Origin of the sequence: Nostoc edaphicum CCNP1411, from assembly GCF_014023275.1 — a bacterium.
Taxonomy (GTDB): Bacteria; Cyanobacteriota; Cyanobacteriia; order Cyanobacteriales; family Nostocaceae; genus Nostoc; species Nostoc edaphicum_A.
In genome coordinates this window covers 4,933,865-4,946,239 of the sequence record NZ_CP054698.1, presented here as the reverse complement: position 1 = coordinate 4,946,239, position 12,375 = coordinate 4,933,865, and the positions used below count along the sequence as shown (strand labels likewise).

At 43.5% G+C, this 12,375-nt stretch carries 11 protein-coding genes; 4 read left to right on the top strand and 7 right to left on the bottom strand.

The genetic code is table 11. The features are described from left to right. Nucleotides 1–39: 39 nt before the first annotated feature. Nucleotides 40–1,833 carry an ABC transporter ATP-binding protein gene (locus HUN01_RS23580; protein ID WP_238845561.1) on the bottom strand — a complete coding sequence of 598 codons (1,794 nt, stop codon included), beginning with the start codon at nucleotides 1,831–1,833 and terminating at the stop codon, nucleotides 40–42. A gap of 341 nt (nucleotides 1,834–2,174) precedes the next feature. Here HUN01_RS23580 and HUN01_RS23575 point away from each other — a divergent pair, with 341 nt between their 5' ends. After that, nucleotides 2,175–2,393, top strand: a complete 219-nt coding sequence (locus HUN01_RS23575) for a hypothetical protein (RefSeq protein ID WP_181928219.1) — start codon at nucleotides 2,175–2,177, stop codon at nucleotides 2,391–2,393. 55 nt (nucleotides 2,394–2,448) lie between these two features. Then, nucleotides 2,449–2,808: an aspartyl protease family protein gene (locus tag HUN01_RS23570; RefSeq protein ID WP_181928218.1), complete on the top strand. Its 360-nt coding sequence runs from the start codon at nucleotides 2,449–2,451 to the stop codon at nucleotides 2,806–2,808. Nucleotides 2,809–3,044: 236 nt separating this feature from the next. On the opposite strand, the gene HUN01_RS23565 is transcribed toward HUN01_RS23570, so the two are convergent. Further along, nucleotides 3,045–4,175, bottom strand: a complete 1,131-nt coding sequence (locus HUN01_RS23565) for an aldo/keto reductase (protein ID WP_181928217.1) — start codon at nucleotides 4,173–4,175, stop codon at nucleotides 3,045–3,047. A gap of 152 nt (nucleotides 4,176–4,327) precedes the next feature. Next, nucleotides 4,328–4,825: a bifunctional nuclease family protein gene (locus HUN01_RS23560; RefSeq protein WP_094349146.1), complete on the bottom strand. Its 498-nt coding sequence runs from the start codon at nucleotides 4,823–4,825 to the stop codon at nucleotides 4,328–4,330. Nucleotides 4,826–5,165: 340 nt separating this feature from the next. Between HUN01_RS23560 and HUN01_RS23555 the strand changes: the two genes are divergently transcribed. Beyond that, nucleotides 5,166–5,846 carry a riboflavin synthase gene (locus tag HUN01_RS23555; protein ID WP_181928216.1) on the top strand — a complete coding sequence of 227 codons (681 nt, stop codon included), beginning with the start codon at nucleotides 5,166–5,168 and terminating at the stop codon, nucleotides 5,844–5,846. 92 nt (nucleotides 5,847–5,938) lie between these two features. On the opposite strand, the gene HUN01_RS23550 is transcribed toward HUN01_RS23555, so the two are convergent. Together HUN01_RS23550 and HUN01_RS23545 are read right to left on the bottom strand one after the other, a co-directional pair. After that, nucleotides 5,939–7,495, bottom strand: coding sequence for a M23 family metallopeptidase (locus tag HUN01_RS23550; protein WP_181928215.1), 1,557 nt, complete (start codon nucleotides 7,493–7,495; stop codon nucleotides 5,939–5,941). A 90-nt stretch (nucleotides 7,496–7,585) separates the two neighbouring features. Then, a complete protein-coding gene (locus HUN01_RS23545) occupies nucleotides 7,586–8,404 on the bottom strand; it encodes a biotin--[acetyl-CoA-carboxylase] ligase (RefSeq protein WP_181928214.1) in 819 nt (272 codons plus the stop codon). 77 nt (nucleotides 8,405–8,481) lie between these two features. Between HUN01_RS23545 and pgeF the strand changes: the two genes are divergently transcribed. Further along, a complete protein-coding gene (gene pgeF / locus HUN01_RS23540) occupies nucleotides 8,482–9,312 on the top strand; it encodes a peptidoglycan editing factor PgeF (RefSeq protein ID WP_181928213.1) in 831 nt (276 codons plus the stop codon). Here pgeF and HUN01_RS23535 read toward each other — a convergent pair. Together HUN01_RS23535 and csaB are read right to left on the bottom strand one after the other, a co-directional pair. After that, on the bottom strand, nucleotides 9,245–10,726 hold the full coding sequence (locus HUN01_RS23535) for a glycosyltransferase family 87 protein (RefSeq protein WP_181928212.1): 1,482 nt from the start codon (nucleotides 10,724–10,726) through the stop codon (nucleotides 9,245–9,247). The genes pgeF and HUN01_RS23535 overlap by 68 nt on opposite strands. Before the next feature lie 452 nt (nucleotides 10,727–11,178). After that, entirely contained in the window at nucleotides 11,179–12,225 is a 1,047-nt protein-coding gene (gene csaB, locus HUN01_RS23530) for a polysaccharide pyruvyl transferase CsaB (protein ID WP_181928211.1), read from the bottom strand. Between the last annotated feature and the right edge of the window lie 150 nt (nucleotides 12,226–12,375).

The following is a 12,375-nucleotide window of genomic DNA, read 5'->3' as shown; positions in this document are numbered from 1 at the left end:
CTAGGCATCGCTATCTAAATCCACACAATAGCTCACATCCTATTGATAACCGGCTGCTTGCAACAGAAACAACTTGGCATAACGTCCTCCTAGCTGTAACAACTCTTCGTGAGTTCCCTGTTCTATAACTTCCCCGTTTTCTATAACCACGATTTTGTCAGCCATCCGTACCGTTGAGAAGCGATGGGAAATCAAAAGTACCATCTGATTTTGAGTAATAGCGCGAAAATGATTGAAAATCTCAAACTCAGCTTGGGCATCTATTGCTGATGTTGGTTCATCTAACACCAAGATATCTGCTTGCGATCGCATAAATGCACGAGACAAGGCAATTTTCTGCCACTGTCCCCCAGAAAGTTCCTGTCCTCCCTTAAACCAACGACCAAGTTGAGTCTGGAAGCTTTGGGGTAATTGGTCGATAAAAGATTGGGACATGCCTTTTTCAGCAGCAGTTTGCCAACGGGTTTTGTTTTCGAGATGTTCTACATCGCCCACGCCAATATTCTCACCCACAGTAAATTGATAGCGAACAAAGTTCTGAAAAATCACTCCAATGCGACGCCGCAACACATCCACATCCCATTCCTGCAAGTCCAAGCCATCTAAGAAAATTCGCCCAGAGTCCGGCGTGTATAGTCGGGTAAGTAGTTTGATTAAGGTAGTCTTACCGGAACCGTTTTCACCCACAATTGCCAGTTTCTCTCTGGGTTTTAAGTGCAGCGAAATGTTTGTCAACGCTGGCTTGGAACTTCCTGGATAAGTAAATGATACGTTCTCAAAACGGATACCATCTTGAGGATTTAAACCAATGGTTGCCTTACCCCAAGATTTTGGTACTTCTTCTTCGAGAAAATCATAGAGATTTGATAGATATAGGTTGTCTTCATACATCCCTCCAATAGAAGTGAGGGCATTGGAGAAAGTAGACTGTCCTTGGCGAAACACAGTGAGATACATGGTCATATCTCCCAAGGAAATCCTACCTAGCACTGTTTCCAGCACAATCCAAGCATAAGCTAGGTAAAAAGCACCAGTACTAACTAAACTCAAGAGATATCCCCACAATCCTCGCCGCAGAGTTAAATCACGGTCTTCGCCATAGAGTTGTTCAAATAGGCTGCGGTAACGTCCTAGCAACATCTCTCCCAAGTGGTAGAGTTTAACTTCTGTGACAAAATCTTCTCTTGCTATGAGATTTTCTAAGTAATGCTGTTGGCGGGTTTCTGCTGCACGCCAACTAAACAAACGAAAGGCTTCTCCGGCAAATTTCGTTTCGGCAATAAATACAGGCATAGCTGCCAAAACCAGTACCACCACCGCCCAAACTGAGAAATTTACTAGCAAAATCCCGTAGGTAATCAGGGAAAGGGCATTTTGTACTAACCCAAAGGTGCGGTTTACTAAAGAAAGGGGACGAACCGATGCTTCTCGTCGGGCATTGGTCAATTTGTCATAAAATTCTGAGTCTTCAAACTGCCTCAAATCCAGTGTTAGCGCCTTTTCTAAGATGAGTACATTCACCCGTTGACCCATTAGCGCCCGCAATAACGACTGACAAATGATGATTCCCCGTTGACTGCCTGCTAGTAAAATTACAGCGATCGCTTCTAATCCTACATAAAATAGTGAGGGATAAATATTGACAAAATCATTGCTGTCTGAGTTAACTTGAGATGCAAATACCACTGCATCAACGATTAACTTGCTTATGTAAGATATCGCCGCCGGTAAAAGACCAGCAACTATTGTTAAACTCGCCAAAAAAATAGTAAGCGATCGGCTAGTAGTCCATACTAAGCTGACAGCCCGTCCACTGTAGCGGAAAACCGTCAATGATTGACGTAGGATATTTCTTTTTTTTTAATTTTCATCTTTTTTTGGCGAGATACCCCAGCTTTGGCTTGATCTTCCTGACTCTATTTAATCTTTATAAATTTTACATTTTTATCAGAATGTTGGCTGAAAACCCCGAAGTTGAAACCTAAAAACTAGTTTTGTATGGTGTGTTATGCCGTAGGCTGGGTTGACAACAGGAAACCCAGCATTATTACTTTCTGGCAGTACTAATCAGAAGCCAGATTGCACTTTAAGCTGCAACCGTGGATGCGATCGCAAGGCTAAAATGAGAGGGCGATCGCTTCCTTTCACCAGCCCTCAAACGAGGAGATTCTCAAATGCCATTAGCTGAACTCATGTCACAAATCCAGGAACTTTCAAAAATTGACAAGCTTCGGCTAATGCAGTTCCTTGCCACAGAACTGGTCAAAGAAGAAGATGCAAACTTCTTTGTTGCGAACCGGGAGTATCCAGTCTGGTCGCCGTACAATTGTTCTGAGGCTGCTAATGTCTTGATGAATCTTCTGGCGACAAAGCAGCAAGAGAAGAATGGTTGACACTCAAAAATTTCCCTACAAAATCATTGATAGCAGCCTTGGCATGGTTGATTAAATGCCATACCTACCTTTGATGCTCAGTCTTGATGGTCAATCTCTAAACACTGAAGGTTTATTGGATACAGGTGCAAGCGTTAATGTTTTGCCCTATGAGTTGGGTTTACAACTGGGCTTAATTTGGGAGGATGAAACTCTCTCAGTTCTATTGGCTGGGAACTTGGCTCGATTTGAAGCTCGTGCAGTCGTTGTTGATGCTCAAGTCAGTTCATTCCCCACCATTAATCTTGCATTTGCTTGGACACAAACACCTAATGTGCCTTTAATCTTGGGGCAAGCTAATTTCTTCTTTGAGTTTGATGTTCGTTTCTTCCGTGCGCGTTCTGAATTTGAAGTTCGTCCCAAACAAGTTGGATAAAATGAAGACAGGAGCGTTAGTTGGCAGCGATCGCTGAGGTACGGTCTAACAATCCCGTTGTACACCGACCGTACAGAGTCTCTTTGTTGAGTCCGAGAGGTTGCTTGCGGCGGGTGAACGGGGGCGTTATACGTCGTTATACATATAAGTCCATAACGCACCCTACCAGATTCAAGCCAATGTGGATGAGGTTTTACGACTCGTGTTTACACAGTAAGTCTTTAGACCGGAGAGTGTCAACCCCACAATCTCCTACCTGCTTTCCCACTTAATTGTTGGTGAGTATCTGACAATAAGGCTGGAATATCTAACTTTTCTGGACACCGAGGCAAACAGTCACCGCATTCTGTACAGCGGTTGCCTTTCATTCCAGGGAACCAATGACCGGCATTTTCAAACATTCCGTAACGATATTGCCCGTAATCTTTCATGTCGTATGCCACTGCGAGATTTCGTAATCGCAATATCTCTGGAATATTGATATTTTCTGGACAGGGCAAACAAGCATAACACTGGCTACAATTATCAGTTTCCAAAGCAAGTTTTTGGTGATTTTCTAAACGCCAAAAAGCAGAAATTTCTGCCGATGTTAACTCTCCATCATGGTCAGCAACTTGCAAAGGTTCCCTTAATTCTTCTGGGTTTGCTGGCCCTATACTCAAAGTAGTAATACGGTGATCAGCAAGTAAAAATCGATAATTCAATTCTAGGGGTGAATACGGCTGACACAGGTCTTTTAAGATTTGGGGTGGCGTGTACAGGCGTCCTCCCTTGTCAGCAGGGGAAATAATGAAAATGCCCATATCCTTTTCGGCAGCTAGTTGAATCGCTGCTGCGTGCCGTTGAAAAAAATAGTAATAATGCAGATTGACAAATTCAAATAAATCTGTATTGATTGCTGCCTGAATTACCTCTAGTGGTCCGTGGGTAGAAAAACCAACGTGTCGCACTCGACCATCAGCAACAGCTTCTTCCACAGCTTGCATACAGCCATTTTTGGCTTGTACCCACTCCAAATGTTGCCAAGTATTCAAGCCATGAACGCCTAAGCAATCTAAATAATCTAGCTGTAATCGTTCTAGAGATTCGTCGATGCACCGACGCATGGTGTCAACATCTGCTGTGGCTGAAATTTTGGTAGTGATGTGAAGCTTCGTCCGGGGTACTGACAACCCAGCTTTTAGCGCCCTACCAAGATACTCCTCACTTTTGCCGTAACCTCTGGCGGTTTCTAAATGATTAATTCCTAGCGCTAAGGCTTGTTCGATCGTCTGGTGAGCATTTTCAAAATCAGCCAAGTAGCGCATTGTTCCCAGAGAAAAAACCGAGAGGCGCAGATTCGTTTTCCCAAAGCGTCGGTATTGCATAAATTGATTCCTGAGTAGTGAGTGCGGAGTAGAAATACGATTAATAGTGTCTCTACAAAAATGAAATGAACAGAGAAAGAATAAAGAAATTATTTTATTCTCTAGATTCTCTATTCTTTCTCAGCACTCAGAACTCAGCACTCAGCACTTTCCTAGCTGTCGCCATTACCAAAGCGCTTAATCAAATCTTCAGGACGGAGATTGGAAATAAATTCACGGAAGGCTTGCTGTTCAGCTTCATCGGCATCACGGTCAACAGGGATAGAAGCATCGGCAATTACTTCTTCCATTACCCAAATGGGAGTATTTGTACGGAGGGCAATGGCGATCGCATCGCTAGGACGCGCGTCAATTTCCTTTTTGACTTCGCCTTGCTGGACAATTAAAGCTGCATAAAATGTATCCTTTTGCAGGGAATGAATAATTACCTTTTCTAGAGTCATGTTCCAAGTCTCTAGAATATTCACAATCAGATCGTGGGTTAAGGGTCTGGGAGGCTTCTGATTCTCCAGTGCACCCATAATTGCCCTAGCCTGTTCCTGACCGATGTAAATTGGCAAAGCCCGCCGATCTGAAGAATCTTTCAAAAGGACGATCGGGCTGCGGGTTATGGCATCTAATGCTATGCCAGCGACTTTCATTTCAATCATTGGCTAGGCCTCTACAATGCTTTGAGAACCTTGGATGCTGTGTAACAAATAGTACCCCTTTTTGGGCGGTTTGGCGACAGTAATAAACATAAGCATTCGTTCTCTATAATTGCTTCTATTAAACTCCGAACTTGTGGTGAAAACCAGAGTAAGTCAAATTGGTCTTCTTAGACAATAACCTTCTTACCCAAGTATGCCTTGTGAAGGATGCTAATGTGTTAATATCCCTATACGAAAAAAAGTCAGAAAATATACTTGGATGTTCGAGATTTATGTGACAATTACCAATTGATTTCAGCCAAATTTAGGCAATAAATAGAGATAGTTTGACAAAAAAGCCGTGTTTACAGGATTAATCCAAGCATTAGGAAAGATGGAACCCTTAGGGGGCGATTCTTGGCAAATTACTTGCGTCAGCCATTCGGGTGAAGTAATTATGCAAGATTTGGCTTATGGTGACAGCGTTGCAGTAGATGGTGTTTGCTTGACAGTAGAAAAAGTTTTAAAAGACGGGTTTATCGCCACCGCTTCACCAGAAACTCTCCGCCGCACGACTTTGGGAGGCGAGCAAACGCAACAGAGATATGTCAATTTGGAAGCGTCGCTAAGGGTAGGCGGCAAAGTTGGCGGCCATTTTGTGATGGGTCATGTAGATGGCATCGGTCGATTGCTAGTGGCAGAACAAACGGCTAGTTCTTGGGAAATGAGCTTTATTGCATCTGATGCGATCGCACGTTACATTGTCTCCAAAGGTAGCATTGCCGTCAATGGCATCAGCCTCACAGTAGCAGCTTATGACCCAGAACTATCCCAATTCAAAGTGGCTGTAATTCCCCTCACATACGCCGAGACAAATCTTCGCTACTTGGTTCCGGGGAGTTTGGTGAATCTAGAAGGGGATATTCTCGGCAAATACGTGGAAAAATTCCTTTATTCTGGCAACCCAAACACCATAGCTACTGATGAAACTAGTATAGATAGCATTACACCCGCATTCTTAGCAGAACACGGGTATTTGTAATTGGGCACGGGGCATTGGGCATGGGGAATGGGGAATGGAGCATTAGTTATTCTTCCCCTGCTTCCCCTGCTCCCTCTGCCCCCCTGCTTCTTCTAGCTACCTGGTTTCTGGCTTACCTGAGTAGTTTGTAAGCCTAGTACTAACTGACTGAGGCCACTTTGTAACTGCACGCCTGGGTCAACAGCAACCCACCCATTTGGTGACAGATGACGGACTTCAAAGTGCAGGTGAGGGCCTGTGGAGTTGCCTGTGCTGCCAACTCGACCGATGACAGTTCCAGGCTCTACCCACTGACCGGGTTGAACAAAGATTTCTGACATGTGACCGTAGAGGGTTTGTTGAGCCGATTTATGATTCAGGGTAACGGTTAAACCATAACCGCCCAACCAGTTAGCAGTCTCCACTTGACCAGCAGCAGCGGCCAAAACTGGTGTACCCGTGGGCGCACCCAAGTCTGTACCAGCATGGAACCGTTGATTACCTGTGATTGGATGAACTCGCCAACCAAATACAGAAGTGATGGAAGCGGGAATAGACAAGGGATACATCATTCCCGTACCACTATATGCAACTCTTCCCGTATAGGGGATTTGCGGCAATACTGATGCTAGTGAGAAGTCGTAAGCTACGTTGCTGGGGCGGGGTGCAATATTGCCATCTGCCATTGGTGGTGGTAAAGTTCCGCCACTGGGTGCGATGGGAGTTGCACTTACTGTTGTGGGGCTGAATTCGCCGGGAGTGGGGATAAACCGATTAGGGCGAAATCCGCTCTTGGTGACACCGCTAGAACCACTTTGAGCAGCACGCCATCTGCTGGTATTGCCAGTAGTTGCAACTTGCCGCCCAGGTGGAACGTTTGCTAATTGGGCATTTTGACTTCTTTTGAGCCAATTAGGTGCTATTTTACCATTAGAATCAGCTACACTCCTTTGGGGTACTTTGGCGCAAACGCTGCCTAATACGCTTTGCCCTGAAGGCAAAATGGCTCGACAACCACTGGAACGTTCTGTGAGAATTACAGAATTTGGTGCTTGATAAGTACCTGTTGCACCACTGTCATAACTATTAGGATCAATATAGGCGTTATTATAATCCTTGGTTTTCCCCGCCGTTGCCCTAACAGTATTGTTCGAGTTATTTGATGGTTGAGCAACTTCTGGGAGTTTTTCAGGTAAAGAGCGGGCAGGAGTATTGGGTTTTTCCTGTCTCACCCTTGTAGGAGTAACCTGGGAGGCTTCTACCTTGGGCTTTGACTGTCTGATAATCACAACAGGTTCAGCAGCTTCAATTTTGGGTGTAGACTGCCTAACTGGCTCTTTTGATTGAGCAACCTCTGGCTGGCGTAATCTTTGTTTGAGTCTGGCTCGCCGTTGGGAAAATTCCGGTTGTGCTGGCGCGGCTTGGGGCGCAACAGTCTGCTTTTTAACTGGATTTGTAAATGCTGTTGGCTGGGAACTTTCAACAGTGGGAACGATGTTGTCTATTTGTGTTTCCGTTTGGGCAAACACAAAGCCGCCGCCCAGGAGGCTAACGCTACTCAGCCAACAGAGGCTCTGGGCTGGTAGGGTTGAGGCAAAACGTTTTTTCGTTAAACCTTGCTGCCATAAGTAATGCAAACGATGAGGGGCAGAATTATTGCGCTGCGTCATTTGTTCTCTCAGTTGTGTGTAATTAGCCTAAAGAGATGATGCTAGTGGTTTGTCTTGCCCAAAGAGCGAAATTTTGAACAAACCTCAAATTTAAACGGAAGATTTATGGTACCCCAAACTGATTGTACCGGGTTCAATATAAATTTCCGGTGTAATTAGTTCCTTTGTATCATCTGTTTCTAAATCAACTCGTAAATTTCCTTGAGAAGTTACCCCAACTACTGTACCTGAAAGATTATTGACATACACCCGATCGCCCATATTTGTAAGCAAGTCTAAATAGCGAGACAAGAGTATGCTTACTCCTTCTTGACAAAGGCACTCCATACCGGATTCTATTCCCCGCAAGACGATAGAGGTTAGCATTTCCAGACAAGAAATTGGTCTGAAATCTTGGGATGTTTGCCACGATTCTAGATTAATTCCAGTTTTTGGTACTGGGTTTGTCCAGTTAATGCCAACACCAATTACTGCTTGGGTGATTTGTCCTTTGTTTACTTTGGTTTCTGTCAAAATGCCGCCTAGTTTGCGACCATTTAAAACTAAATCATTGGGCCATTTTATCCCAACATCTATACCGGATTGGCGCAATTGAGACGCAATTCCCCAAGCACTAGCGAAAGTTAGCTGGTAGCTGTCAGTAGCTTCTATTTTGTGGTCAAAAGAAATCCCCACGGAAACATATAATCCACCAACCGGAGAAATCCACTGGCGTCCCCATTGTCCCCGCCCAGCGGATTGCTGAGTTGCAATTACTACTGTTCCTGAAATAGCCCCTTGGTTGAGTAAGTCCCAGAGGGTTTGGTTAGTTGAGGAGACGCTTTCAAAAAAGTGAAGGGAAAATGGTAAATATGTATACTGACGCCCTGCTTGCAAGGCTGCTTCCAAGTTTTGCAGATTAAATCCCACAGCAGTTAACCCAAATTCCGTTGTTCAAGTTAGCATTGATTGGCTGATGAGTGATTTCTGTTTAGGTTTGGTTGAAGATGCACACTTGGCACTGGCGCAATTGGGAAGGACTGCCTTATCTAACTTGTAGTATTCTGGAACATTGGCATCACGGCTTCTTTACACAGCAGTTTTGGCCGCGATCGCCACAAGTTATCACAGAAGTATTGCAACCAGAGGCATCAGTCTATCGCTTAAAGCAGGTTCATGGCAATACTGTTCTCACCCCCCAAGAAGTTGAAAGCTTCTTAAGCTCTGCTGAGGAGGATTTAGCGTCGGCGGATGGTTTAATGAGTGAGCAGCCTCTACAAGCTGTTTGGGTTGCTAGTGCAGATTGTACACCCGTGCTGATTGGGGATGTGAAAACTGGACGAGTGGCAGCATTACACGCAGGCTGGCGGGGAACTGCCAAGAAGATTGTCCCCCAAGCGATCGCTCGACTACAATCTCAAGGCAGTAAACTCGATGATTTACGCATTGCGATGGGCCCCGCGATCGCTGGTGAGGTTTACCAAGTCTCGATTGAAGTGGCTGCGGAAATCGGGGCTAGCATTATACCACACGAAAGCGAAGAAAAAATTATCACTGTATTATATGAGTTACCAAATTCACCTTTGCAAGAAGACCCCAATCCTGGCAAGGTACGGCTGGATGTCCGACGAGTGAATACCTTACAACTGGAAAATTTGGGGATTAGTGCAGAACAAATTGCGATCGCACCTTATTGTACTTTCCAAACTCCAGAGCATTTCTTTTCTTACCGCCGAGAGAAAGAGAAAAAAGTTCAATGGTCAGGTATTGTTAGCGGTAAATTGACACCCGATTCAAAGGTTGAAATTTCAGAATCGGTTTTTGACGCAGGGAGCTAATTGCTAAGACTAAAATACTGACGGTGATTGCTAAAATGGCATAACTCGGTAGGGCGAAAATAGTTACTTTTATAATGTATGGCAATTCCCCTGCTTTCACCTTCCAGTGCTTTGCTAGAGAGCCGATAAGCCAGCCATGAATTACCGCTGTTTGCACTGCTAGACAGCAAACTCCTGCTAACCAAACAGACATTCTTGTTCTAGAAAATTTACAATGCCTAATTTGATACAGCAAATCATTTAGCAAAAAAACCACAGCCGGTATTAACATCACAGAACCAGTTTGCTGTGAATAGTTAATGGCAATACTCAAGCAAGAAACTAGTACCAATTCTGCTAAGTATATTTCCTTTGCCCAGGCTGTGAGAGATTGTTGCAAATACCAATACCAACCCACTAAACCAACAAGTATCAGAACAATTAAGTCTGAAAATAGCTTGGCAAAGAATGGATTATTGGGAAATAATCTTGGGCCCACCACCTTCAAATCGATGCGACTAATCGAAAGATAGGGACTATTCGATGGATCATTTAGCCAGAGTGAAAATCCACGAGATGCATCTGGTAGGAATTGTGTCAAAGAATTGCCCGTCAAGGCTAGACCTAAAAATACTAGAGCAGTTCCTGTGACAACAGATACAAAAACTAAAGAGAACCGTCTTTTAAGTAGAAAATACAGAATGAATAATGCAGCTAATGTTGGTTTACAAACAGCAATACCTAAGCAAATTCCTGCTGGAATATCCTGATTTTTTTTAGCCCAGATAAACATCCATAAGATCAAAACTGCAACGAATATGGCAATATTACCAACTTGAAGATCGCGAACTAAACCATAAATCAATGCAACCGAGATTGTACAAATAGTTCTGAAAGCTAGCGACTTAGACTCCAGCAGGATATTAGCTCCCCATAAGGCCAAACCGATTGCTAATACATGCATTCCAATCCAGATACTAAATGCAGTACTACTCGAAAAATAACCGACAAACCAAATAAGAGGAATAATATTAGGTGGATAGACAAAGGGTGGAATAAAGCCACACGCATTAGTTAGGATACAGAAACTTCGATTAAAAATCTCGGCATTAAAGGGACTCAAATGCTGATGAGCTAATTTACTCGCTACATAAAACCACTTAAAATCCCATAAGGGTGGATCTGGTTGATTTAGTAAATAAACTAGCCAACCTGTATAACAAAGGAATCTTGTAACGACTAAGACAACACCTGCTTGGATCAGAAAGCTAACAATTGGTTGACGAAAAAATTGCATCAACCGTTGGATTACAGGGGATTTTAAAAATAAAGAATTTTTCCAGGCTACTTTTTCATCATCTAATCGCCAATTATTTTTGAGAACTAAAGCAACAACAGTTATTATAAGTAGGTTCCAAAAGCCAAAGCTGATCATTAGCAACAATTATGTATGTATCTTCTACATAATATCCCTGAAGTTTTTCGTAAGAAAGGATACTTAAGTATTTTCATAATCAATTTACAAAATTTTGACAATTACTCCCTTCCAACTATAAGAGAATACACCGTAGCTCCTTTTAGGAGAGATAGGGAAGGCTGGCTCGGTAGGTTAGAGGTTGTTTGAAAAGTGTTTCGCTATAACTATAAGCACTTTTAGATCCCTCCTAACCCCCCTTTTTAAGTTAATTATTACCAAAGAAGAATTCAGGAGCCAGAATCCAGAATGGATTCTGTCCGACTGGATGGAGAATCGAGGTTTAAAGCACCCGATTTTAAACGCGCGTGATATTAAATTCTTTCCGATTGTTACCCCTGACTTCAGGCATGGGGTATTCTGAATTCTGTTAGCGCAGCGGGGCGTAGCCCATTCTGTCTTCTGACTCCTTCTCATAAAAAAGCTTGGCTCAATAACTCGCGGTGTATTAATGCCCTATCTACTAAAGATTTTATTTGCTCTGGTGATAACGGATCACCGTTAGCATAGTGCTCCATCCAAGTCAGACTAATTAAATTGGGGTCATCGGGTAAACTCGCCAAATCCCACCCAGGCATTTCCAAGTCTTCCATAAGACGATTTACCTTGGGGTCATAACTAAGAGCAAAACAGCGACAACCAACAGATGCAGCCATAATTAAGCTGTGCAAACGCATCCCAATTGCCATTTCGACACCGCGAAACACACCTTTTAAAAGTTGTGGATCTTCCAGACATAAAATCTTGCTGACATCTTTAAGATGTGGTTGAATAGCTTCGGCAATACTTAAATCTTCACTTTTTTGAAATGGCAGTAATAAAATAAAAGCCTGCGTAGCTTTTTGAAAGTCAACCAAAGCACGAGTTAAGTTTGCTAAACGTGTTTCTGTAAGTTGGGGATGCGATCGCAACGTTACCGCAACTCTCGGCGCTGGTAAATCCCAAAGTCCTGGAACTGGTTTAGATTCCAACGCCCAAACCGGGTCAGGAGCTATGATACAAGGAATCTGCCAATCAGATAATAAAGCCGCACTGGCGCGATCGCGGACACTGATTTTGGTACAATTACCAAAGGTTTGCCGTGCCAACCAACGAGTTTGCGGACGCAGTAACGGGCCAATACCCTGCGCCCAAGCAACAGTTTTCAAACCCATTTTCTGCGCCAATGCCATCAGTCCCCCATAATAAAATGGGCTGATGGTACTGGTAACATCTTGAATAAGACTGCCACCGCCCCAAATCAAGGCATCACTTGAGCGTAAAGCTTGCAGTACAGCTAAAGGAGCCATGCGATCGCAGGTTTCTACATTGTAGCGATCGCGGGTTTCCTCTGGATTACCAGAAAGCACCACAGGCGTTACGTGAGATGGTAACATTTGCAAAAGCGTTGCCAATAAAGCTTCGTCACCACCATTACCTTTACCGTAATACCCAGACAATAACGCCCGCATCTTGACCATTTTGGATTTTAGATTAACAACTTTTTTATACAAAACATCTGTACTTGTTACAGATAAATAGTAGAGTAATTCACAATTTTTATTTTCAAACTTCGTAACAAAGGAAGATAAAAAGGATTCCTAAGAGGATGTTTAAAAAGTCCTCTTAAC

Excerpts from the sequence above, each read along its gene's own strand:
- HUN01_RS23575 (WP_181928219.1), top strand. The coding sequence starts at position 2,175 with ATGCCATTAGCTGAACTCATGTCACAAATCCAGGAACTTTCAAAAATT.
- HUN01_RS23570 (WP_181928218.1), top strand. The coding sequence starts at position 2,449 with ATGCCATACCTACCTTTGATGCTCAGTCTTGATGGTCAATCTCTAAAC.
- HUN01_RS23565 (WP_181928217.1), bottom strand. The coding sequence starts at position 4,175 with ATGCAATACCGACGCTTTGGGAAAACGAATCTGCGCCTCTCGGTTTTT.
- HUN01_RS23560 (WP_094349146.1), bottom strand. The coding sequence starts at position 4,825 with ATGATTGAAATGAAAGTCGCTGGCATAGCATTAGATGCCATAACCCGC.
- HUN01_RS23550 (WP_181928215.1), bottom strand. The coding sequence starts at position 7,495 with ATGACGCAGCGCAATAATTCTGCCCCTCATCGTTTGCATTACTTATGG.
- pgeF (WP_181928213.1), top strand. The coding sequence starts at position 8,482 with ATGCACACTTGGCACTGGCGCAATTGGGAAGGACTGCCTTATCTAACT.
- HUN01_RS23535 (WP_181928212.1), bottom strand. The coding sequence starts at position 10,726 with ATGATCAGCTTTGGCTTTTGGAACCTACTTATAATAACTGTTGTTGCT.
- csaB (WP_181928211.1), bottom strand. The coding sequence starts at position 12,225 with ATGGTCAAGATGCGGGCGTTATTGTCTGGGTATTACGGTAAAGGTAAT.